Raw genomic sequence first — 19,343 nt, forward strand, 5'->3', positions numbered from 1 at the left:
CCCTGCGACCCCCTATCTTCGCAGTTCACATCTCAGGCAATCCTAGGGAGCGAAATCGATGAACAAGCCCGTTACCTCCACGCGCGTACCAGGTCGCGGACGCGTCTATGGCTCCATCACCGAAACCATCGGCGACACGCCGCTGGTACGGCTCGACAAGTTCGCCAGGGAGAAGGGCGTCGGGGCGAACCTGATCGCCAAGCTGGAGTTCTTCAACCCGATCGCGTCGGTCAAGGACCGCATCGGCGTCGCCATGGTCGAGGCGCTGGAAGCCGCCGGCCGCATCGAGCCGGGCAAAAGCACGCTGATCGAACCGACGTCGGGCAATACCGGCATCGCGCTTGCCTTTGCCGCCGCCGCCAAAGGCTACAAGCTGATCCTGACCATGCCGGAGACGATGTCGATCGAGCGCCGCAAGATGCTGGCGCTGCTCGGTGCCGAACTGGTGCTGACCGAAGGCGCCAAGGGCATGAAGGGCGCAATTGCCAAGGCCGAGGAGCTGGTGCAGACAATTCCCAACGCGATCATTCCGCAGCAGTTCGAAAACCCGGCCAATCCCGAGATCCATCGCCAGACGACGGCCGAGGAGATCTGGAACGACACGCAGGGGTCGATCGACATCTTCGTTGCCGGCATCGGCACCGGCGGCACGATCACCGGCGTCGGCCAGGTGATCAAGGCCCGCAAGCCTTCGCTGCATGTCGTGGCAGTCGAGCCCGAGGGTTCGCCGGTGCTGTCGGGCGGCCAGCCCGGCCCGCACAAGATTCAGGGCATCGGCGCCGGCTTCGCGCCCAAAGTGCTCGACACGAGCGTCTATGACGAGATCATCAAGGTTTCGAACGAGGATGCGGTGGCAAACGCCCGCCTCGTCGCGCGTCTCGAAGGCGTGCCGGTCGGCATCTCCTCGGGTGCAGCGCTGCAGGCGGCAGTGATTGTCGGCTCGCGGCCGGAGAATGCCGGCAAGAACATCGTTGTGGTAATCCCGTCCTTTGCGGAGCGGTATCTGTCGACGGTGCTGTTCGAAGGGCTGGGCGGCTGAGCGACCGCGCCGTTCTGTCGAACCCTTAACAAGAACAAGCGCCCCTCACCCTTACCCTCGCCCGTAAAGGACGGGGTGAGGCGGCGGCGCCAAACGTCGACCGAACCTCTCATCCAATCAGCGGCTAATGACACCCGCCCGTTTGCGCTTGAGGAACTGCCGCACGGCCTGGTCGGGTTCGAAGCCGATGGCAAGCTGGTAGGCCTTGTCGGCCTCGACCGTATTTCCCACCAGCGAGAGCAATTCGGCACGCGCCGCCCAATAGGGCTGGTATTCGTTGAGCCTGGCGTCGTCGATGGCGTCGAGCAGGGCCAGGCCTTGTTCGGGCGCGCCGGCATAGGCGACAGCCACCGCGTGGTTGACGGCAACGACCGGCGAGGCCGAGAGCGTCATCAGCCCGGCATAAAGGGTGGCGATCGCCGCCCAGTCGGTGCGGCCGGCAAAACGGCGCGCGGCATGGGCCGACTGGATGGCCGCCTCGATCTGGTAGCGGCCGATGCCTCCGAAGGCGCCGGCGCGCTGCAGCAATGCATCGGCCTCGCCGATCAGGCCGGCATCCCACAACAAGGTGTTCTGCTCGCTGAGCGGCACAAACTCGCCCAGCGGGTTGCGGCGGGCCGGCCGGCGCGCCTCGGCATGCAGCATCAGGGACAGCAGACAGAGCGCCTCGGGCTCGTCGGGTAGCAGGTCGACCACCAGCCGGCCGAGCCAGATGGCTTCGGAAGCGAGGTTGCGGCGGCGGGATTCGGCACCGCTGGCGTCGGTCCAGCCTTCGGCGAATGCTGCGTAGATCGCTTCCAGAACGGCCAGCAGCCTTTCGCCGAGCTCGGCCTTTTCGGGAATGCGGAACGGGATGCCGGCCTGCTTGATACGTGACTTCGCCCGCACCAGCCGCTGGCTCATCGTCGAGGGCGAGACGAGGAAGGCCGAGGCGATGGTGGCGGCATCGAAGCCGAGGATCGTCTGCAGGATCAACGGGGCACGCACGCCGGCGTCGATCGCCGGATGGGCGCAGGCGAAGATCAGGCCAAGCCGGTCGTCGGGACATTTCTCGCGCGCCATCTCCTGTTCCAGTTCTTCGCCAATGAGCCTGAGATGGGCCTGGCCCGCTTCGCCGGTCATGCGCCGACGCCGCTGGTCGATGGACCGTCGCCGCGCCACTGTCAGCAGCCAGGCCTCGGGATGGTCCGGCACGCCGGTCTCTGGCCATCTGGACAAGGCCGCGGCGAAAGCGTCGGCAAGCGCGTCCTCGGCACCGGCGACATCGCGGGTGCGCGCCGCCAGCCAGGCAACGAGCCTGCCGTAGCTCTGGCGGGCAGCGGCTTCCGCCGCCGCCCGCGCCTGTTCGGCGCCCTGAGCCATGCTAATGGGGAGCCATGCTAGCGGGGAGCCATGCTAGCGGGTCGGCCAGATCGGGCGGACCTCGACGATGCCGTAATTGGCGCTTGGGCAACGCGCCGCCCAGCCGAGCGCGGCGTCAAGGTCCGGCGCCTCGATGATGTAGAAACCGCCGAGCTGCTCCTTGGTCGTGGCGAAAGGGCCGTCGAGCACTTCGGTCTTGCCGTCGCGAACGCGAACTGTGGTGGCCGACGACGCGCCGCGCAGGCGCTCGCCCGACACCATGGCTCCGGCTTTGATCAGCGCTTCATTGTAGGCCATGTAGGGCGCGCTCATCTTCTCCTGGTCTTCCGGGCTCGCCGCCGCAAAGGGCGTGTCGTCGTGATGAAGCAGAAGCATGTACTGCATTGTGGTCTCCTGTTGTTCCAGGCCGCGTCGTCGCGGGCCGAACGGAAGTCGCGCCACCTCGACGGATTTCGACAGGCTAGCAGAGTTTTTTTCGGCCGCGCGCCGGTCGAATGCGAAAATCGATCCCGATTAAGGGGATCATGCAGCGCAGCAGGGCCGTAGCGGCTGGACCGGCGAAAAATCGATCCTGGCAAGCGCCTGCCCGCCTTGAGCAGGATGTCGGCGGCATGTCATATCCGAGCGCCGGGGAAGAACGGCTGGGGGCAGAAATGTACAGGCTTTACACACGCGCCGGCAGCGGCGGCTTTGTCGTCGAGGCGGCTTTCGCCCTGGCGGGTGTGCCATTCGAGCGCATCGAGGTGGTCAAGGGCGTCGAGCCCACATCAGAGTTCCGCAAGATCAGCCCGCTTGGCCAGGTGCCGGCGCTGGTGCTGCCCGACGGACAGGCGATGACGGAGTCCGCTGCGATGTGCCAGCTGATCGCCGAACGCCATCCCTACGCCCGGCTGGCACCGTCAGTGGATGCGTCTGGGCGCGCCGACTTCCTGCGCTGGATGGCCTTCCTGACATCGGTGACCTATCCGGCGCTGCTGCGCGAATATTACGCTCATCGCTATACCACGGACGCTCATGGCATCGAGGCGGTGAAGGCAGCCGCAATCGCAGAGGCGGAGCGCAGCTTCGGCGTTGTCGAGGCGGCACTGCAAGACCGGGTCTGGCTCGCCGGCACGCATATGTCGATCGCCGACGTCTATCTGCTGATGCTGGCGTACTGGCACCCGGAGCCGGCCAAGCTCGCTCTGGCCTGGCCGAACATCGCGCGCTTGTGCACGGTGCTCAAGGAGGATGCCGTGCTGAAGGGGCTGAACGCCAGCCACGCCATCTGGTGAAGGCAAAACGGCCCGCATGAACGGGCCGTTCGGCAAGGCGTCCGCATCCGCAAAGAAGCAGCGCGCCGGTTCGTCATCGTGTCTTGAAGAGCACGTCTTGAAGCAGGCCGGGATTGCGCCGCCGGCGTAGCGAGCAAGCCTTACAGGCGCGTGGCGATGATTGCCCGGCGTTCGCCGCGCAAGGTGGTCGAGCGATGATCGCTGGTCGGCCGCGCGATGCGGCTTTCGTGACGTCCGGTAACGGTCATGATCAGTGGAACGTCACGCGCGACTGAAGCGAGCCGGAGCGGCGCGCGCAGGCAGGTCCCGGGCCGCGCATGTAGTGACGCTCGGGACGGTAGGTCGGGGCGATGAATTCGCGAAACGCCACAGCGGCGTAAGTGAGGTGGTTCCAGATAGCCATTGTTCTTATCCCTGTCCGCCCGGGGCTCGTCCCGAACGTGAAAGCGATCATAGCCGGCGGGTGTGAATCTTCGGTGAACGCGATGTTAATCTTCGTGTGAAAATGCGCCCGATCAGGGCTGAATAGTGTTTTTTTCTAGGCATTTAGACCGGATCGGGCAGCATTGGTTAAGATGTGTCTTTTGCGCCACCGATGTAACGACCAATTGCCGCGAAACTATCCACAGGTTTCGCGGCGCGGTTACATCGGCAGGGGCTGTCAGCGGCGTGGCTGCGACGGATCGGGCGTCAGGCGAGGAACAGCTTCTCGAAAGCCTTGCGTCCCGGCGGGGTGAATTCGACCACGCGGCTGCCTGTTGGGCGGCGCGCCCATTTCTCGGCGAGGATCTTGTCGAGGATGGCGGTGCCGAGCGATCCCGCCAGATGCGAACGCCTGACGCTCCAGTCGAGGCAGGCGCGGCACATCGGCCGGCGCGAGGCGCCGAGCGTCGAGGTATCGATGCCGATGGCGGCGAAGAAAACCTGGCCCGCCGGGCCGAGCCTGATCCCCTCCTCGTCGCGGACGATGATCTCTTGGGCAATGAGGCGGTCGAACATCGCCACCGCATGGTCGCCGGCGAGATGGTCGTAGCAGACGCGGGCTTCGCGCATCGACTTGTCGCGTGGGCCCGGACGCGCGCGCTTGGGCCCGGAATGGGCGGCGACGCCGCTGATCGCCTCGATCATGTTGGCGACCTCAGCACCTGACAACGCGTAGTAGCGATGCCTGCCCTGGCTCGCCACCGTCAGCAGCTTGCCGTCCATCAACTTGGCGAGATGCGAACTGGCCGTCGGCAGCGACACGCCGGCTTCGAGCGCCAGCTCGCTGGCTGTCAGCGCGCCGCCATCCATCAGCGCGGTCAACATGTTGGCGCGCGCCGGGTCGCCGACAAGGCTGGCGATGCGGGCGATATCAGGTCCTTCCTTCATGGCGTCACTACCTCCATAGTTCGATGATAGTCGAAGCATTCTCGCCAGGCAAGACGTAGTCTCCGACCAGACTGAGGAGTGAGCCATGACGACGAAAACCCAATACGCCACCACGCCGCGACGCCTGCCGCTGGGTGTGTTCGGCCGGGTGCTGGCATTCCTGTGCCGCGGTTACGACAGACATCTGCAACGTCTCGACCTTTCCGAACTGACCGACGAGCAGCTCGATGACATTGGCGTATCCCGCCGCGACGCCGAGCGCGAAGTCGCAAGACTTTTCTGGCGCTAGCACGCGACCTCGGCCCGATGCTTCGACGCAGGCCGAACCATTGCCAACATTTCCGGAGACCAAGATGACCATCACCTGCTTCATCCGCTACGAGATCGACCCGTTCGGCAAGGCGGCCTTCGAGGCATATGCCCGCAACTGGGGCCAGGCGATCCCGCGCTGCGGCGCCGATCTCGTCGGCTACTTCGCCCCGCATGAGGGTTCGGCGACGACCGCCTACGGCGTCTACAACATCGACAACCTGGCCGCCTACGAAGCCTATAGGACACGGCTTGCCGCCGACCCGCTGGGACGTGAGAACTATGAATTCGCCAAGCGGAAGAAGTTCATCCTCAAAGAGGATCGCATCTTCCTGAAGCTGGCATCGGGGCCGCATGCGCCACCGGTGAAGCCATGATCGCCGTGATCTTCGAGGTGGAGCCGGCGGAGGGACAGCGCGACGCCTATCTCGGCATCGCCGCCGACCTGCGTCCGCTGCTCCAGCGCATCGACGGCTTCCTGTCGATCGAGCGGTTCCAGAGCCTGGCCGATCCGAAGCAGCTTTTGTCGCTGTCGTTCTGGCGCGACGAGGAAGCGGTGGAGGCCTGGCGCAACACCGAGGAACACAGGCAGGCGCAGATGGCAGGGCGCGGCGGTGTGTTTTCAGGCTACAGGCTGCGCATTGCCCATGTCGTGCGCGATTACGGGCTGAACGAGCGGGCGGAAGCGCCGGGGGATAGTCGGGACGTGCATGGGTAGGTCAGGCTCCTTCGCGCCCCCTCTATCCATGACCGAATACGCTACCCCTAATCGCCTGCAGGACCTTCTCCCCGTAAGGACGGGATACGGCCGCAACGCCGACGGCCCCTCCCCCCTTCCTTCACGGGGAAAGGGTGATGGGCAACGCCCAGGCATCACGCATTGCCAATCAGCACACCCGCCGCGAAGACCAGCGCGCCGCCGAGCACGACCTGGAAGGCCGCGCGCAGGAACGGCGTCTCCATGAAGCGGTTCTGGATGAAGGCTATGGCCCAGAGCTCGAAGAAGACAATGATGGCGGCGACCGTTGTGGCGGTCCAGAAATGCGGGATGAGATAGGGCAGAGCGTGGCCGAGGCCACCCACTGATGTCATGATGCCCGAGGCGAGGCCACGCTTGAGCGGCGAGCCGCGACCGGACAGTTTGCCATCGTCATGGGCGGCTTCGGTGAACCCCATCGAGATGCCGGCGCCGACCGAGGCGGACAGGCCGATGAGGAAGGTCTGCCAGGTGTCCTGGGTGGCGAAGGCGGCGGCGAAGATCGGCGCCAGCGTCGACACCGATCCGTCCATCAGCCCGGCTAGGCCCGGCTGGACATAGGTCAGGATGAACTGGCGACGTTCGCCAGCCAGCTCCTCGTCCTTGACGTCCTTGGGCACCAGCTTGTCGCCGAGACGCTGGGCGAGCGTTTCGTGCCCCTGCTCCGCCGCGGCAAGATCGCCGAGCAGCTTGCGGGTCGAGGCGTCGCTCGTCCGCTTCATCGCCTCGATGTAGAAGCGGTAGGCTTGGCGTTCCATGTCCTCTGCCTGGTCGCGGACCTTATCGATGCCGAGAGGACGCACCAGCCAGTCCGGCTTGCGCTCGTAATAGCCTCGGACATGCTCGCGGCGGATCAACGGAATGCGCTCGCCGAAACGGGCCCGATGCAGTTCGATGAGTGCGGCGCGGTGGCCGTCCTCCTCCTCGGCCATGGCGTCGAACACCTTGGCCGATTGCGGAAACGCGTCGCGCAAGCCGTCGGCATAGGCGCGGTAAATGCGGCCGTCATCCTCCTCCGACGAAATGGCGAGAGCCAGGATCTCCTGCTCGGACAAGGAATCGAAGGCGCGGCGGCCGAAGCCGAAGACACGGGACAACATCTGCGAATCTTCCAGTTTAGAATGATTCTAAACTAGGTGCTCGACGCCTCTCGGTCAATGCGCGCTTACCCCAGGTATGATCTATTTGCCGCATGCCAAATCAGGTGCGACAGCGCGCCTTGTTATAGGGGAATGTGTGGCTATATAGCCTAATCTCACCTGATAGAAGGAATGCACAATGGCGGCCAAGCAGCAGGCGCATCACATCGACCCCAAGCCCGTGCTCGAGCTGATCGCCAGCATCGAAGCAGACCTCGCCCGCCTCAAGGGCATGCTCGAACCGCAGCCGGAACAGTTCGACCCGGCCAACCCGCACAACAAGACCTGCGACGGCAAGCTGACGCCCGACGGCGTCGAATGCTGCTACCGCATGTTCGACGAGGGCAAGTCGCGCTACTCGGTGTCCCAGGCGATGAAGATCTCGTTCGCGGCGGCGACGCACAGGTTCAATGCGTGGCGCAAGGCTGGTGGCGAGAAGCGGGTCCGGTCGCTGATGGGGTGAGGAGTGTTGGCCGCAGGCCAAGAAAAGCCAACGATTTGGCTTTTCCAACGACGAACGCCCGGAGCCATAGCGGAGGGCCAAGTCTCTTCGCCAAGCACCCCTCTCCGGGCGCTACACGGCCACCTCTCCCATTTCGTGAGGGAGAGGAATCGCCAACCTCATAGGCGCGGCCTCGCAGACCCGGAGCGCCCCGCCTCTACAAGGCGGCGCCACTACGGCGCCTCATGCCCCGACAGCACCTGCGCGGCGCCTGAGACGGCGTTGCGGAAGGCGTCATCGAAGCCGACGCCTGAAATGCCCCAGCGCGTGGCGGGCGACGCGTCGGCGATGCGCCATTCGGCGACCCAGCCGGCAGGCTTGCTGTTCCAGACGATGGTGCCGACAAGCGCCCGCTCGCCGCCGGCCATGCGGGCCAGGGTGCCGAGGCGCGCCGGATCGGCTTTCGCGAGGGTCGAAGCCGAAAGCCCCGCGTGCATCAACTGTTGCTGCGACGGCAGCAGAAGCGGCAAGGCTGCCTTGTCGGCGGCGCTGACGAGTGCTGCGCGCATGTCTTCATCGCGCGGGGCAATGCTGTCGCTGGCCAGCATGCTGGCCCTCCCCTTCATGTCGAGGGCGCCGATGACGGCGACAAGTTTTGGACGCTTGAGCCAAGGTTTGTGGTCGAACGACTTCAGGAAGGCGTCGAGCTTTGCGCGGTCGAAGACGCAGGTCAGGTCGTGCGGGCGGTCGTAGCTGCCCTGCTCGTCATGAATAGGTGTGCCACTCATGCGGTCGCGGAAGCTGTGGCTGGCGATCAGCTCGCCGGCATGCGCGGCTTGTTTGGCAAGGCGCGGCTCATTGAGCAGCCTGCTGTCGCCGGTGACCCGGACCACGACATTGCGCAGGCAATTGGCAAAACCGATGTCGCGCCGCTCGGGCGCGGTGCCGCTGGTGATCGTGCCAACGGAATAGAGGTCGTCGGCCCTCGCCTGGCCGACGCCAGCGAAAAGCAGCAGGAGCGCTGTCAGCGCGTTGCGTAGTCCGCCGCGAAGCATGTGCCGCACCTTCAGCCGGGAGCAGGCAGCCTAGCAGAGCCATGGGCGGCGCAAAAGCTCATGCCACAAGGCAGCTGCCAGACCTACTCAGTCCAGAGTGCGGCGGAAGCGGAACAGGGCCAGCCCGGCGAATACGGCAACGAACAGGCCGAGTATGCCGACTTCGACGGCGATGGCCGGCAGCTCTGCGCCCTTCAGCATGACGGCGCGGATGATGCGCAGGAAATGCGTCAGCGGCAGGATCTCGCCCAGCGCCTGGGCCCAGCCGGGCATGCCGCGATAGGGGAACATGAAACCCGACAGCAGGATCGACGGCAGGAAGAAGAAGAAGGTCAGCTGCATCGCCTGCATCTGGGTGCGGGCAATCGTCGAGATGGTGTAGCCGAGCAGCACCAGCGCCAGCACGAAGACCAGGATCGCCGACAGAAGCAACGACAGCGAGCCGATGAACGGGATGGCAAACAGCAGCTTGGAGGCGACCAGCACCACCGTCACCTGCACCGCGCCGACGACAAGATAGGGCAAGACCTTGCCGAGCATGATCTCGGCCGGGCTCGCCGGCATGGCGAGCAGATTTTCCATCGTGCCGCGCTCGGTTTCGCGGGTCAGTGCCATCGATGTCATCATCACCATGGTCATCTGCAGGATGACGCCGAGCAGGCCGGGCACGATGTTGTATTGCGAGATGCCCTCGGGATTGTAGCGGCGATGGACGACGACCTCGAGCTGCCCCTTGGCGGTCTCGGCGGAAGACGCTTCCATGCCCTGGGCCCTGAGCAGCGCCTGGTTGGCCACCGTGCCCAGCGTAGACACAGCACCGCTGGAGGCCGAGGGATCGGTGGCGTCGGCCTCGATCAGAATCTGCGGCGCGTCGCCGGCCGCCACCCGGCGGCCGAAATCGGCTGGGATGGTGACGACGAAGGCAACCTCGCCGCTGGCCATAAGCTCCTCGGCCTCGGCGGCGGTATGGGCGATGTGGTCGAAGCGGTAGTAGTTGGTGTTCTGCAGCGCCGAGACCATGGCCCGCGTGTACTGGTCGTTGCTGGTGGCGAGCAGTGCTGCGGGCAGGCTTTTGGGGTCGCTGTTGATGGCGAAGCCGAACAACACTAGCTGCATCAGCGGCACGCCGAGCATCATGGCAAAGGTGATGCGGTCACGCCGCATCTGGATGAATTCCTTGGTCAGCAGCGCACCGAGCCGCGCAAGGGAAAAGAAGCCGTTGGCGGTCATGACATGTTGTCCCTGGAAGCGGCCATGAACTGGATGAAGACGTCTTCGAGGCTGGTTTCGCCCGGCGCGACGGTCACGCCTTCACGGCTGCCGATGTCGGCAAGGGCTGCCTCAAGCTTCTGCCTGTCTGAGCCGACGACATGAAGCGTCGCGCCGAAGGGGGCGACCTGCTCGACGCCGGGCCGGCCTTCAAGCGCGGAGGCGATCTGGTCGAGCCGCGGGCCCGAGACGACGAAAGTTGTCAGCCCGGCATTGCGCACGACTTCCTCGACGGTGCCCGACGCCAGCATCTTGCCATAGGAGATGTAGCTGATGCGGTGGCAGCGCTCGGCCTCGTCCATGTAGTGGGTGGAGACGAGCACGGTGAGCCCGCCGCGCGCCAGGCGGTGGATCTCGTCCCAGAATTCGCGCCGCGCCTTGGGGTCGACGCCGGCGGTGGGTTCGTCGAGCAGAAGCAGCTTCGGCTTGTGCATGATACAGGCGGCGAGTGCCAGGCGCTGCTTCCAGCCGCCCGACAGCGTGCCGGCAAGCTGGTTACGGCGCGTGGTCAGACCGAGCTCTTCGAGGGTTCGGGCGACATGCTCCTCGACAGGTCTGAGCTTGTAGAGCCGGGCAACGAATTCGAGGTTCTCGCCGATCGTCAGGTCCTCGTAGAACGAGAACTTCTGCGTCATGTAGCCGACTTCGCGCTTGATCTTGAGGCTGTCGCTGCGCAAGTCGTAGCCCAGCACCTGGCCCTCGCCCTCGTCGGGCGTCAGCAGGCCGCACATGATGCGAATGGTGGTTGTCTTGCCCGAGCCGTTGGGCCCGAGGAAGCCGACGATCTCGCCTTCGGCGACGGTCATGGTGACATGGTCGACGACGGTCTTGTCGCCGAAGCGCTTGACGAGGTTGGTGACTTCGATGGCGTTCATGGGTGCCGTAGCCAAGGCAGTAAGTGAATAGGGCAACAGGGCTGCAACGCGCCTGGCCTGCCCTACTGCCTTACTCCCCTGCTCCCTTCTCCAGTGCCACATCGACGATCTGGCCCGGCTGCAGCGCCGAATTGGCGTCTTCAGGGCGCGCCTCGACGAGGTAGACGAGCTTCTGCCGGTTCTCGAGCGAGTAGATGACCGGCGGGGTGAATTCGGGATCGGGCGAGACGTAGCTGACCTTGGCGGTGAGCCCGTCGGCGCAGCCGTCGCAGCGTACGGCAAGGCGGGTGCCGACATGAACGGAGGAAAACACGCTCTCCGGGATGAACAAGGTCAGCTTGACCGCGCCGTCGGGCAGCACCGACAGCACCGGCGAGGACGGGCCGGCGGTGTCGCCGGCATTGCGGATGACGTCGTCGATGCGGCCGGCGGCGGGTGCGGTCAGCGTGCGCTTGGACAGCCGCCACTCTGCCTGGCCTAGCGCTGAGCGGGCCTGCTCGACCTGCTTTTCGGCGGCCTTGATCACCTCGCTGCGGGCCGGCAGGCGGCCGACGGCGAGATTGGCTGTGGCCTGTCCAAAGGCCGCCTGGGCGACCTCGAGCTTGGTCGTCGCGTCGTCGAGCTGGGCCTGGGTGGCAATCGAACGTCGGGCGAGATCCTGGGTACGGGTCAGGCTGCGCTGGGCATCATCGGCCTGGGCCTGGCTGGAGCGCACGGCTGCCTCGAGGGCGGCGATCTCGTCGGGACGCTTGCCGATCTTGAGGTCGGCGAGCTGCGCCTCTGCCTGGGCAAGGGCTGCCTCGGCCTGGGTCACCGCGATCCTGGCGTCGCCGCTTTCCAGCGTGACGACGGGCTTGCCTGCCTCGACGCGGTCGCCGCGGCGAACGGAGACGGTTTCAACCTGCGCCACCTCGATGGGAGCGAGCTGGACATAGTCGCCCTCGACATAACCGACGGCCAGAGGTGCCGGGCCGGCACAGGCCGAAAACAGCTGTGCGGCGAAGGGTATAGAACACAGAACACTCATGGCTTTCCTGCCTTTCGCACAGCGATGATGGCTGCGACGTTTTCCCTGGCGATGCCGATGACCTTGCCGACTTCGGCGGGGCCGATGTCGACCCAGCCCATCCGGCGCAGGACCGCGGCGCGGGCGATGCGGAAGTAGACGACCTGGCCGATCATCATGAAGACACTGATCCTGACGCGCTCACTCTCGGCCTCCTCGCCGGTGGCGGCGGCCCAGAGGTGACACAGCCTGCGGTGCACCGGCTCAAACACGCCGGTGTAGATACGGTCGAGCGCATCGGTCGGCGTCGACAGCTCGCGCAGCACGAACTGGACGATCTCGCCAGCCTCGGGGCGGGCGACCATGAAACCGACCATGCGCTCCACCGCCGCCTCGATCTGGGACTCGGCCTCTTCGGCGGAGACTACTTGCGGCTGGGCCAGCCCGGTATTGCCGAGCGCCTGGCTGGCGATCGCCTGGATGGTCGCCACGACATGGTCGGCTGCGGCCAGCCTCAGCCCTTCCTTGCCGCCGAAATGATAGGCGATCGAGCCAATATTGGCATTGGCTGCGGTGGCTATCTCGCGCGTCGAGGTGCCGTCGAAGCCCTGGCGGCCAAACAGTTTCAGGGCAGCCATCACCAGGGCCAGGCGGGTGGCGTCGGCTGCGGAGGGATATTGCGGGGTTTGTGTCTTGCTCATTTCGGCGATTTAATCAATCGATTGATTAAAGTCAAATGAAATGTTGCGCCGGCTGCCGGGCCGCGCTTTATTGGCGCCCATGGCCAAGGAAGTCGAACGCAAGTTCCTCGTGAACGGACAGGAGTGGCGAAGCCTTGTCGAAGGCAGGATCCGCATCCGCCAGTTCTATCTCGCCTCGAATACGGGCCGCTCCGTGCGGCTGCGCATCTCCGATGGCGAAGTGGCGACGCTGACGCTGAAATTCGGCTCCAGGGGTCGCGTGCGCGACGAATTCGAGTATCAGGTGCCCCTCGCCGAGGCCGAGGAGATGATGGATTTTGCCATCGGCCGTGTCATCGAGAAGACACGTCACCATGTTAGCCATCGTGGCCGCCTCTATGAGATCGACGTTTTCGGAGGCGAACTGAGGGGGCTGATCATCGCGGAACTCGAGACGCCGGAGGATGTTCCGGCATCCGAACTACCGGCTTGGCTCGGCCGCGAGGTGACCGGCGATCCGCGCTACTACAATGCGTCGCTCGCCCACAGCGACGACGTCCCGGAGGCCGTTGCATGAGCTTTCGCATCGATCCGCGCCTGGCGCTTACCGGCGAGGTCCGCCGTATCGCCGGCGAAGAGATCGAGAAGATCGCCGCCCATCTGGTCACCGCCCGCGACAATCCCGACAAGGCGCTGCACAAGGCGCGCAGGCGGCTCAAGGCGCTGCGCGCGCTGCTGCACCTGGTGTGGCCGGGCGACGAGGCCTTCTGCCGCGCGGAGAACGACCGCTACCGCGCCATCTCGGCCTCGATCGCGGCACCACGGCAGGCGACCGCGCTGATCGAAACCATCGACCGGCTGGCTGAGGATTTCGCCGAGTACGCTGCAGACGCCGGGCTGATTGCAATCCGCGCCATGCTGGTGCGCCATCGCGCGCAGGGAGCCCATGGCGATGCAGGCCTGGACGCCGTACTCGACACGGCAATCGGCGAATGCCAGACAGGTTTCGAAGCGCTGCAGTCCCTCGCTCTGCCCGACCTGCCGGAGAATGCCGCCGACGTCCTGGCCGACGGCGCCTTGGCGACGCTGAGGCGGGCGCGCAAGGCGCTGCAGCAATCCCGCGAGCGCGGCAAAGCGGATGATTTTCATGAGCTGCGCAAGGCGGTGAAGCGGCATGCCGCACACCTGTCCCTGCTGCGCAAGCTGTGGCCCTCGCCGGTCAAGCCGCGCCGCGAGCGCGTCGAAGCGCTCGGCGAAAGCCTGGGCGAGTTGCACGACGTGTTCGTTATGCGCCAGCTGATCGAGGCCGGCGAAAAGCCATTCGACGGCCTGGAACCGAAACAGCTGGTCAGGCTGCTCAAGCGCTCGGAGAAAGCGCTGCGCAAGCTGTGCCTCGCTGACGCCGCCGAACTGTTCGAGGACAAGCCACGGCGTGCGGTGCGCAGGCTGGCCAAGAAGGTCCGCGACGACCTCGGCGGAACCGTGGCGGAAACTGAAGCCGACTAGCTGTTTGCCCCGCTGGCATCGCCGGCCCGGCTCATGTTACGTCCTGTGCGTCATGACGCAAAAGACCGACACCCTGCTCGACCGTCTCGGCCGCTGGCTCGCCTCCCGGCTGCAGGTCGAATCCTCCGGCTACGAGCCTTACACACCTTCCGACCCGGACACGCTGCGGCGAACGCTGGAGCCCGGCGACATCCTTCTGATCGAAGGCAACCAGCGCATTTCGGCCGTCATCAAGTATCTGACGCAGTCGACCTGGTCGCATTCTGCACTCTATATCGGCGACGCGCTGCCAGAGCCGACGGACGGATCGGAGCGGCCGCGGCTGATCGAGGTCAATCTCGGAGAAGGCTGCGTTGCCGTGCCGCTGTCGAAATACCGCACCTACAACACCCGCATCTGCCGGGCCAACGGCCTGTCACCGGAGGATCGCGACCATGTCGTCAGGTTCATGGTGCAAAGGCTCGGGCTGAAATACGACCTCAAGAACATCACCGACATGCTGCGCTACTTCATTCCGCGGCCGCCGGTGCCCGTGCGCTGGCGCCGCCGCATGCTGGCCTTCGGTTCCGGCGACCCGACACGCGCCATCTGCTCGACGATGATCGCGCAGGCCTATGGTGAGATCCGCTATCCAATCCTGCCCGAGATCACCCGCGCCCCCGGCCGCGCTTCGGCGCAGTCGACCTACATGCGCCAGGAGATCATGCACATCCGCCACCACTCGCTCTACACGCCGCGCGACTTCGACCTGTCGCCCTATTTCCGCATCGTCAAACCAACGCTGGAATATGGCTTCGACTACCGGCAGGTGACATGGGGCGAGCAGGACAAGGCCAGCAAAGGGGCGTGATCGCCCGACTGCTCATTCTTCCTGTTCGGAAAAATCGTCATCGAGGCGCTTTTCAAGGTCGACGAGGTCCTTGGGCAGCGGCAGGCCCTGGGCGCGCAACTCGGAGAGCTTCTCGCGCAGCTGTTCCTGCAACTCGTGTGAATCCTCGGGCTGGTTGACCATTTCCTGGAGCAGCACGGCTATCTGGGCCTTGATCTGTTCGAGTGCCATGGTCCGGTTCTCCGCAGTTTCAGCTCACCTCAGCATGCGCGAAATCAGCTGCGCCGTATAGTCGACCATCGGCACGATGCGGGCATAATTGAGCCGGGTCGGTCCGATGACGCCGAGCGCGCCGACCACGCGAGCGTCCTTGTCACGATAGGGCGCGACGACCAGCGACGAGCCGGACAGCGAAAACAGCCGGTTTTCCGAGCCGATGAAGATGCGCACGCCCGAGCCTTCCTCGGCGAGGTCGAGCAACTGGATCAGCCCGTCCTGGGTTTCCATGTCCTCGAACAGGTGCTTGAGCAGTTCGATGTCGGCCTGGGCGGTGACGTTTTCGAGCAGATTGGCGCGGCCGCGCACGATCAGGCGCGCCGGCAGGCCGCTCTCGGCGCCGGCCCAGACGGCGAGACCCTTTTCGACGAGGTCCTGCGACAGCGTGTCGAGGGCTGCCTTGGTCTCGTCCTTGATACGGGCGATCTCCAGCCGGGCCTCGGCAAGGGTACGGCCTCGAATATGGGCATTCAGGAAGTTCGACGCTTCGTGCAGTTGCGAGACGGTGACGCCGAGCGGCAGCTCGACGACACGGTTCTCGACATCGCCATTCTGCGACACCAGCACGGCGAGCGCCTTGGTCGGTTCGAGCTGGATGAACTCGATGTGCTTGAGCGCGACCTCGTTCTTGGCGGCGAGGACGAGGCCTGCGCCGCGCGACATGCCCGACAGCATCTGGCTCGCCTCGGTCAGCATATGCTCCAGCGTGGCGCCCTCGCCCGAAGCCTTGACCTGCGCCTCGATCGTCCGGCGTTCGTCGTCAGGCAGATCGCCAAGCTCCATGAAGGCGTCGACGAAGAACCTGAGCCCCTTTTGCGTCGGCAGGCGGCCGGCGGAGATGTGCGGCGCGTAGACGAGGCCGAGCTGCTCGAGATCGCTCATCACGTTGCGGACGGTCGCCGGCGACAGCGACGACGGCAGCATGCGCGACAGGTTACGCGAGCCCACGGGCTCGCCATCCCTGAGATAGGAATCGACGATGCGCCGGAAGATGTCACGCGACCGCATATCGAGCGATTGCAGCGTGGGATCGGGTACCGCTTTGGTCATCTGCTTCATGGTCTCCGTCCAAAATGATATAGACCGCATGGCCGCGAACACAACAGCTCCAGCCACGGAACCGGTTTTCCTTTGCGCTGGTCCGGCCATGGGGCTACAAGCCGGCAACAATTTCCGATTTCGCCATAGAAAGTAGCCGTATGCGCCCCTCCAAACGCCAGTTCGACGAAATGCGCGCCATCTCCTTCGAGCGCAACATCTCCAAGCACGCCGAAGGCTCGTGCCTGGTCAAGTTCGGCGACACCCATGTGCTGTGCACGGCGAGCCTTGAAGAGAAGGTGCCGGGCTGGATGCGCAACACCGGCAAGGGCTGGGTGACGGCCGAGTACGGCATGCTGCCGCGCTCGACCGGCGAACGCATGCGCCGCGAAGCCTCTTCCGGCAAGCAGGGCGGCCGCACGCTGGAAATCCAGCGCCTGATCGGCCGCTCGCTGCGGGCCGTGGTAGACATGCAGGCGCTCGGCGAGCGCCAGATCACCGTCGACTGCGACGTCATCCAGGCCGATGGCGGCACCCGCACGGCCTCGATCACCGGCGCGTGGATCGCGCTGTACGATTGCCTGCGCTGGATGGAAGCGCGCCAGATGGTCAGCATCGACAAGGTGCTGAAGGACCATGTCGCGGCGATCTCCTGCGGTATCCATGATGGGCAGCCGGTCATCGACCTCGACTATCTCGAGGATTCCTCGGCCGGCACCGACGCCAATTTCGTCATGACCGGCAAGGGCGGCATCGTCGAGATCCAGGGCACCGCCGAAGGTACGCCGTTCTCGGAGGAAGAGTTCCTGCAGCTGATGGGCCTCGCCCGCAAGGGCATTGCGCGTCTGGTCGACCTGCAGAAGATGGCGGTGGGCTGAGGCTCTCGCCATGCAGCCCTCGGCGATCCTCGAATCCGCGCTCTATGTCACCGACCTCGATGCCGCAGAAAACTTCTACGGCGAGGTGATGGGGCTGGAGCGGATCGCCAAGGTGCCGGGGCGGCATGTGTTCTTCCGCTGCGGCCAGGGCGTGCTTCTGCTCTTTTACGCCGAGGCGACGCGGCAGCCACCGAAGCCCGATGCCAGGCTGCCGGTGCCGCCGCATGGTACGTCAGGCCCGGGGCATCTGTGCTTTGCCGGCACGGCCGAAGAAGTCGAGGACTGGAAGACGCGGCTCGAAGGCGAGGGTATAGCCATCGAAGCCGATTTCGAATGGCCCAATGGCGGCCGTTCCATCTATTTCCGCGATCCCAGTGGCAATTCGCTCGAGATCGCCGAGCCGAAACTATGGGGCCTTTGATGCGCAAGCTTGCCGACAATGAGATCGTGATCGCCAGCCACAATGCCGGCAAATTGCGCGAATTCGCCGACCTGATGGCGCCGTTCGGCATCGGGGCCAAGTCGGCCAAGGAATACGGCCTGCCCGAACCCGACGAGACTGGCACGACCTTCGAGGAAAACGCCTACATCAAGGCGCTGGCCGCAGCGACCGCGACCGGCCTGCCGGCCATGTCTGACGATTCAGGGCTGGTGGTCGACGCGCTCGACGGCGCACCCGGTGTCTATACCGCCAACTGGGCCGAAAAGCCGGATGGCACGCGCGACTTTGCCATGGCAATGCAGCGCACCGAGGACGCCCTGCAGGAGCGCGGTGCCAAGGCCGTCGCGCAGCGCACCGGCCGCTTCGTTGCCGTCATCTGCCTGGCATGGCCGGACGGACACGCCGAGTATTTCCGTGGCGAAGCCGAGGGCAATCTCGTCTGGCCGCCGCGCGGCGAAAAAGGCTTTGGCTACGACCCGGTATTCCTGCCCAAGGGCTTCGACAAGACCTTCGGCGAGATGAGCGCCGACGAAAAGCACGGCTGGAAGCCGGGCCAGGCCGACGCACTGTCGCACCGGGCCCGCGCCTTCCAGAAGTTCGCCCGTGCCATGCTCGGTTCGGCCTGATGGCATTTGCGTCGCTCAGCCGCGACCCCGGCTTCGGCGTCTATGTGCACTGGCCGTTCTGCGCGGCCAAATGCCCTTATTGCGACTTCAACAGCCATGTCCGCCACCAGCCGGTGGACCAGGAGCGCTTTGCCCGCGCCTTTTCGACGGAATTGGCAAACATGCGCGCCCGCACCGGGCCGCGCGAGGTGACGAGCGTGTTTCTCGGCGGCGGTACGCCGTCGCTGATGCGGCCCGAGACGGTCGGCGCCGTGCTGGAGGCGATCGCTGCCAACTGGACGATCGCAGATAGTGCCGAAATCACGATCGAGGCGAACCCGTCGTCGGTGGAAGCCGAGCGCTTCCGCGGCTATCGCGCGGCCGGGGTCAACCGGGTCTCGCTTGGCGTTCAGGCGCTGAACGACCAGGATTTGCGCTTCCTCGGGCGGCTGCACAATGTCGAGGAGGCGCTGCATGCGATCGGACTGGCACGCGAGATTTTTCCGCGCCTGTCCTTCGACCTGATCTACGCCCGACCCGGCCAGAAGCCGGATGCCTGGGCGGCGGAGCTGAAGCAGGCGATCGGTTATGCCGTCGACCATCTGTCGCTGTACCAGCTGACAATCGAAGAAGGCACGCGCTTCTTCCAGCTCTACAATGCCGGCAAGTTCGAGATCCCCGACGGCGAGCACGCGGCGGAGCTCTACGCCATCACCCAGGACGTAACGGCGGCGCATGGCCTGCCGGCCTATGAAATCTCCAACCACGCCAAACCGGGCGCCGAGAGCCGGCACAATCTGACCTACTGGCGCTACGGCGAATATGTCGGCGTCGGCCCCGGTGCCCATGGCCGCTTCCTGGAGGACGGCACGCGCATCGTCACCATCGCCGAGAAGCTGCCGGAACGCTGGGTCGAACTGGTCGAGCAACGTGGCCATGGCGTGGTCGGCGGCGAGACGCTGACACGCTCGGAAGAGGCCGACGAGTTCCTGCTGATGGGCCTCAGGCTGGTCGAGGGCATCGACCTCGCCCGCTACGAGCAGTTATCCGGCAAGTCGCTGTCTTCGGCACGGTTGTCGATCCTGCAGGGCGAAGGGCTGGTGGCGCCGATCGGCAATTCGCGCTTGCGCGCGACGCCTGAGGGCATGATCGTGCTGGACGCCGTCGTGGCCGACCTGGCGCGGTAGGCGG

The 19,343-nt window shown here is 65.3% G+C and carries 25 protein-coding genes; 13 read left to right on the forward strand and 12 right to left on the reverse strand.

Features of this window, described 5'->3' with window-relative positions; all coding sequences use genetic code 11:
• Positions 1–58 precede the first annotated feature (58 nt).
• Positions 59–1,039: a cysteine synthase A gene (cysK, locus tag IG197_RS11095; protein WP_192318740.1), complete on the forward strand. Its 981-nt coding sequence runs from the start codon at positions 59–61 to the stop codon at positions 1,037–1,039.
• A gap of 117 nt (positions 1,040–1,156) precedes the next feature.
• Here cysK and IG197_RS11100 read toward each other — a convergent pair whose 3' ends face one another.
• Complete coding sequence (locus IG197_RS11100; RefSeq protein ID WP_192318741.1) at positions 1,157–2,401, reverse strand: RNA polymerase sigma factor; 1,245 nt, start codon at positions 2,399–2,401, stop codon at positions 1,157–1,159.
• A gap of 33 nt (positions 2,402–2,434) precedes the next feature.
• On the reverse strand, positions 2,435–2,785 hold the full coding sequence (locus IG197_RS11105; RefSeq protein ID WP_067965761.1) for a YciI family protein: 351 nt from the start codon (positions 2,783–2,785) through the stop codon (positions 2,435–2,437).
• A gap of 227 nt (positions 2,786–3,012) precedes the next feature.
• Here IG197_RS11105 and IG197_RS11110 point away from each other — a divergent pair, with 227 nt between their 5' ends.
• Positions 3,013–3,675: a glutathione S-transferase family protein gene (locus tag IG197_RS11110; RefSeq protein WP_371746531.1), complete on the forward strand. Its 663-nt coding sequence runs from the start codon at positions 3,013–3,015 to the stop codon at positions 3,673–3,675.
• Positions 3,676–3,925: 250 nt separating this feature from the next.
• Here IG197_RS11110 and IG197_RS11115 read toward each other — a convergent pair whose 3' ends face one another.
• Positions 3,926–4,078, reverse strand: a complete 153-nt coding sequence (locus IG197_RS11115; protein WP_169808285.1) for a hypothetical protein — start codon at positions 4,076–4,078, stop codon at positions 3,926–3,928.
• 287 nt (positions 4,079–4,365) lie between these two features.
• Positions 4,366–5,046 carry a helix-turn-helix transcriptional regulator gene (locus tag IG197_RS11120; protein ID WP_192318743.1) on the reverse strand — a complete coding sequence of 227 codons (681 nt, stop codon included), beginning with the start codon at positions 5,044–5,046 and terminating at the stop codon, positions 4,366–4,368.
• Between the two features lie 85 nt (positions 5,047–5,131).
• On the opposite strand from IG197_RS11120, the gene IG197_RS11125 reads away from it, so the two are divergent.
• The 3 genes from IG197_RS11125 (at position 5,132) to IG197_RS11135 (ending at position 6,073) form a co-directional block, all read left to right on the forward strand.
• Positions 5,132–5,335 carry a DUF1127 domain-containing protein gene (locus IG197_RS11125; RefSeq protein WP_192318745.1) on the forward strand — a complete coding sequence of 68 codons (204 nt, stop codon included), beginning with the start codon at positions 5,132–5,134 and terminating at the stop codon, positions 5,333–5,335.
• A 64-nt stretch (positions 5,336–5,399) separates the two neighbouring features.
• Positions 5,400–5,732 carry an NIPSNAP family protein gene (locus IG197_RS11130; protein WP_192318747.1) on the forward strand — a complete coding sequence of 111 codons (333 nt, stop codon included), beginning with the start codon at positions 5,400–5,402 and terminating at the stop codon, positions 5,730–5,732.
• A complete protein-coding gene (locus IG197_RS11135) occupies positions 5,729–6,073 on the forward strand; it encodes an antibiotic biosynthesis monooxygenase (protein ID WP_192318749.1) in 345 nt (114 codons plus the stop codon). The genes IG197_RS11130 and IG197_RS11135 overlap by 4 nt, the downstream gene beginning before the upstream one ends.
• Positions 6,074–6,228: 155 nt before the next feature.
• On the opposite strand, the gene mbfA is transcribed toward IG197_RS11135, so the two are convergent.
• The gene (gene mbfA / locus IG197_RS11140; RefSeq protein ID WP_067954541.1) at positions 6,229–7,212 is read right to left on the reverse strand and encodes an iron exporter MbfA; all 984 of its coding nucleotides are present in this window, start codon (positions 7,210–7,212) and stop codon (positions 6,229–6,231) included.
• 178 nt (positions 7,213–7,390) lie between these two features.
• On the opposite strand from mbfA, the gene IG197_RS11145 reads away from it, so the two are divergent.
• The gene (locus IG197_RS11145) at positions 7,391–7,714 is read left to right on the forward strand and encodes a hypothetical protein (RefSeq protein WP_067954543.1); all 324 of its coding nucleotides are present in this window, start codon (positions 7,391–7,393) and stop codon (positions 7,712–7,714) included.
• A gap of 212 nt (positions 7,715–7,926) precedes the next feature.
• Here IG197_RS11145 and IG197_RS11150 read toward each other — a convergent pair whose 3' ends face one another.
• The 5 genes from IG197_RS11150 to IG197_RS11170 all read right to left on the reverse strand — a co-directional run bounded on the left by IG197_RS11150 (position 7,927) and on the right by IG197_RS11170 (position 12,599).
• Complete coding sequence (locus IG197_RS11150) at positions 7,927–8,748, reverse strand: DUF2066 domain-containing protein (protein WP_067954545.1); 822 nt, start codon at positions 8,746–8,748, stop codon at positions 7,927–7,929.
• Positions 8,749–8,835: 87 nt separating this feature from the next.
• Positions 8,836–9,978, reverse strand: a complete 1,143-nt coding sequence (locus tag IG197_RS11155) for an ABC transporter permease (protein WP_192318751.1) — start codon at positions 9,976–9,978, stop codon at positions 8,836–8,838.
• Positions 9,975–10,892, reverse strand: coding sequence for an ABC transporter ATP-binding protein (locus IG197_RS11160; RefSeq protein WP_067954549.1), 918 nt, complete (start codon positions 10,890–10,892; stop codon positions 9,975–9,977). The genes IG197_RS11155 and IG197_RS11160 overlap by 4 nt, the downstream gene beginning before the upstream one ends.
• A gap of 70 nt (positions 10,893–10,962) precedes the next feature.
• The gene (locus tag IG197_RS11165; RefSeq protein ID WP_192318753.1) at positions 10,963–11,919 is read right to left on the reverse strand and encodes an HlyD family secretion protein; all 957 of its coding nucleotides are present in this window, start codon (positions 11,917–11,919) and stop codon (positions 10,963–10,965) included.
• Positions 11,916–12,599, reverse strand: coding sequence for a DUF1956 domain-containing protein (locus IG197_RS11170; protein WP_192318755.1), 684 nt, complete (start codon positions 12,597–12,599; stop codon positions 11,916–11,918). The genes IG197_RS11165 and IG197_RS11170 overlap by 4 nt, the downstream gene beginning before the upstream one ends.
• 79 nt (positions 12,600–12,678) lie before the next feature.
• On the opposite strand from IG197_RS11170, the gene IG197_RS11175 reads away from it, so the two are divergent.
• The 3 genes from IG197_RS11175 to IG197_RS11185 are packed head-to-tail and all read left to right on the forward strand — an operon-like array spanning position 12,679 to position 14,934.
• The gene (locus IG197_RS11175; RefSeq protein WP_067954556.1) at positions 12,679–13,155 is read left to right on the forward strand and encodes a CYTH domain-containing protein; all 477 of its coding nucleotides are present in this window, start codon (positions 12,679–12,681) and stop codon (positions 13,153–13,155) included.
• Positions 13,152–14,084: a CHAD domain-containing protein gene (locus IG197_RS11180; protein ID WP_192318757.1), complete on the forward strand. Its 933-nt coding sequence runs from the start codon at positions 13,152–13,154 to the stop codon at positions 14,082–14,084. The genes IG197_RS11175 and IG197_RS11180 overlap by 4 nt, the downstream gene beginning before the upstream one ends.
• A gap of 52 nt (positions 14,085–14,136) precedes the next feature.
• A complete protein-coding gene (locus IG197_RS11185; RefSeq protein ID WP_067954559.1) occupies positions 14,137–14,934 on the forward strand; it encodes a YiiX/YebB-like N1pC/P60 family cysteine hydrolase in 798 nt (265 codons plus the stop codon).
• A gap of 12 nt (positions 14,935–14,946) precedes the next feature.
• On the opposite strand, the gene IG197_RS11190 is transcribed toward IG197_RS11185, so the two are convergent.
• On the reverse strand, positions 14,947–15,144 hold the full coding sequence (locus IG197_RS11190; RefSeq protein ID WP_067954561.1) for a hypothetical protein: 198 nt from the start codon (positions 15,142–15,144) through the stop codon (positions 14,947–14,949).
• A 24-nt stretch (positions 15,145–15,168) separates the two neighbouring features.
• On the reverse strand, positions 15,169–16,239 hold the full coding sequence (gene hrcA, locus IG197_RS11195) for a heat-inducible transcriptional repressor HrcA (RefSeq protein ID WP_067965763.1): 1,071 nt from the start codon (positions 16,237–16,239) through the stop codon (positions 15,169–15,171).
• 149 nt (positions 16,240–16,388) lie between these two features.
• Here hrcA and rph point away from each other — a divergent pair, with 149 nt between their 5' ends.
• The 4 genes from rph to hemW are packed head-to-tail and all read left to right on the forward strand — an operon-like array spanning position 16,389 to position 19,339.
• Positions 16,389–17,105 (forward strand): ribonuclease PH, encoded by a 717-nt coding sequence (gene rph / locus IG197_RS11200; protein WP_067954563.1) that lies wholly within the window; start codon positions 16,389–16,391, stop codon positions 17,103–17,105.
• A 10-nt stretch (positions 17,106–17,115) separates the two neighbouring features.
• Positions 17,116–17,526 (forward strand): VOC family protein, encoded by a 411-nt coding sequence (locus IG197_RS11205; RefSeq protein ID WP_067954565.1) that lies wholly within the window; start codon positions 17,116–17,118, stop codon positions 17,524–17,526.
• Positions 17,526–18,173, forward strand: coding sequence for an RdgB/HAM1 family non-canonical purine NTP pyrophosphatase (gene rdgB, locus IG197_RS11210; RefSeq protein ID WP_067954566.1), 648 nt, complete (start codon positions 17,526–17,528; stop codon positions 18,171–18,173). Before IG197_RS11205 ends, rdgB begins: the two co-directional genes overlap by 1 nt.
• On the forward strand, positions 18,173–19,339 hold the full coding sequence (hemW, locus tag IG197_RS11215) for a radical SAM family heme chaperone HemW (RefSeq protein ID WP_192318759.1): 1,167 nt from the start codon (positions 18,173–18,175) through the stop codon (positions 19,337–19,339). Before rdgB ends, hemW begins: the two co-directional genes overlap by 1 nt.
• Positions 19,340–19,343: the final 4 nt, after the last annotated feature.

Origin of the sequence: Aminobacter sp. SR38 (genome assembly GCF_014843375.1) — a bacterium.
In the GTDB taxonomy this organism is placed as follows: domain Bacteria; phylum Pseudomonadota; class Alphaproteobacteria; order Rhizobiales; family Rhizobiaceae; genus Aminobacter; species Aminobacter ciceronei.

Excerpts from the sequence above, each read along its gene's own strand:
- IG197_RS11145 (WP_067954543.1), top strand. The coding sequence starts at position 7,391 with ATGGCGGCCAAGCAGCAGGCGCATCACATCGACCCCAAGCCCGTGCTC.
- IG197_RS11155 (WP_192318751.1), bottom strand. The coding sequence starts at position 9,978 with ATGACCGCCAACGGCTTCTTTTCCCTTGCGCGGCTCGGTGCGCTGCTG.
- hemW (WP_192318759.1), top strand. The coding sequence starts at position 18,173 with ATGGCATTTGCGTCGCTCAGCCGCGACCCCGGCTTCGGCGTCTATGTG.
- mbfA (WP_067954541.1), bottom strand. The coding sequence starts at position 7,212 with ATGTTGTCCCGTGTCTTCGGCTTCGGCCGCCGCGCCTTCGATTCCTTG.
- IG197_RS11120 (WP_192318743.1), bottom strand. The coding sequence starts at position 5,046 with ATGAAGGAAGGACCTGATATCGCCCGCATCGCCAGCCTTGTCGGCGAC.
- IG197_RS11160 (WP_067954549.1), bottom strand. The coding sequence starts at position 10,892 with ATGAACGCCATCGAAGTCACCAACCTCGTCAAGCGCTTCGGCGACAAG.
- IG197_RS11175 (WP_067954556.1), top strand. The coding sequence starts at position 12,679 with ATGGCCAAGGAAGTCGAACGCAAGTTCCTCGTGAACGGACAGGAGTGG.
- IG197_RS11150 (WP_067954545.1), bottom strand. The coding sequence starts at position 8,748 with ATGCTTCGCGGCGGACTACGCAACGCGCTGACAGCGCTCCTGCTGCTT.
- IG197_RS11185 (WP_067954559.1), top strand. The coding sequence starts at position 14,137 with ATGACGCAAAAGACCGACACCCTGCTCGACCGTCTCGGCCGCTGGCTC.
- IG197_RS11130 (WP_192318747.1), top strand. The coding sequence starts at position 5,400 with ATGACCATCACCTGCTTCATCCGCTACGAGATCGACCCGTTCGGCAAG.
- IG197_RS11170 (WP_192318755.1), bottom strand. The coding sequence starts at position 12,599 with ATGAGCAAGACACAAACCCCGCAATATCCCTCCGCAGCCGACGCCACC.
- hrcA (WP_067965763.1), bottom strand. The coding sequence starts at position 16,239 with ATGACCAAAGCGGTACCCGATCCCACGCTGCAATCGCTCGATATGCGG.
- IG197_RS11180 (WP_192318757.1), top strand. The coding sequence starts at position 13,152 with ATGAGCTTTCGCATCGATCCGCGCCTGGCGCTTACCGGCGAGGTCCGC.
- IG197_RS11105 (WP_067965761.1), bottom strand. The coding sequence starts at position 2,785 with ATGCAGTACATGCTTCTGCTTCATCACGACGACACGCCCTTTGCGGCG.
- rph (WP_067954563.1), top strand. The coding sequence starts at position 16,389 with ATGCGCCCCTCCAAACGCCAGTTCGACGAAATGCGCGCCATCTCCTTC.
- IG197_RS11110 (WP_371746531.1), top strand. The coding sequence starts at position 3,013 with ATGTCATATCCGAGCGCCGGGGAAGAACGGCTGGGGGCAGAAATGTAC.
- IG197_RS11165 (WP_192318753.1), bottom strand. The coding sequence starts at position 11,919 with ATGAGTGTTCTGTGTTCTATACCCTTCGCCGCACAGCTGTTTTCGGCC.
- IG197_RS11135 (WP_192318749.1), top strand. The coding sequence starts at position 5,729 with ATGATCGCCGTGATCTTCGAGGTGGAGCCGGCGGAGGGACAGCGCGAC.
- rdgB (WP_067954566.1), top strand. The coding sequence starts at position 17,526 with ATGCGCAAGCTTGCCGACAATGAGATCGTGATCGCCAGCCACAATGCC.
- IG197_RS11205 (WP_067954565.1), top strand. The coding sequence starts at position 17,116 with ATGCAGCCCTCGGCGATCCTCGAATCCGCGCTCTATGTCACCGACCTC.
- IG197_RS11115 (WP_169808285.1), bottom strand. The coding sequence starts at position 4,078 with ATGGCTATCTGGAACCACCTCACTTACGCCGCTGTGGCGTTTCGCGAA.
- cysK (WP_192318740.1), top strand. The coding sequence starts at position 59 with ATGAACAAGCCCGTTACCTCCACGCGCGTACCAGGTCGCGGACGCGTC.
- IG197_RS11125 (WP_192318745.1), top strand. The coding sequence starts at position 5,132 with ATGACGACGAAAACCCAATACGCCACCACGCCGCGACGCCTGCCGCTG.
- IG197_RS11100 (WP_192318741.1), bottom strand. The coding sequence starts at position 2,401 with ATGGCTCAGGGCGCCGAACAGGCGCGGGCGGCGGCGGAAGCCGCTGCC.
- IG197_RS11190 (WP_067954561.1), bottom strand. The coding sequence starts at position 15,144 with ATGGCACTCGAACAGATCAAGGCCCAGATAGCCGTGCTGCTCCAGGAA.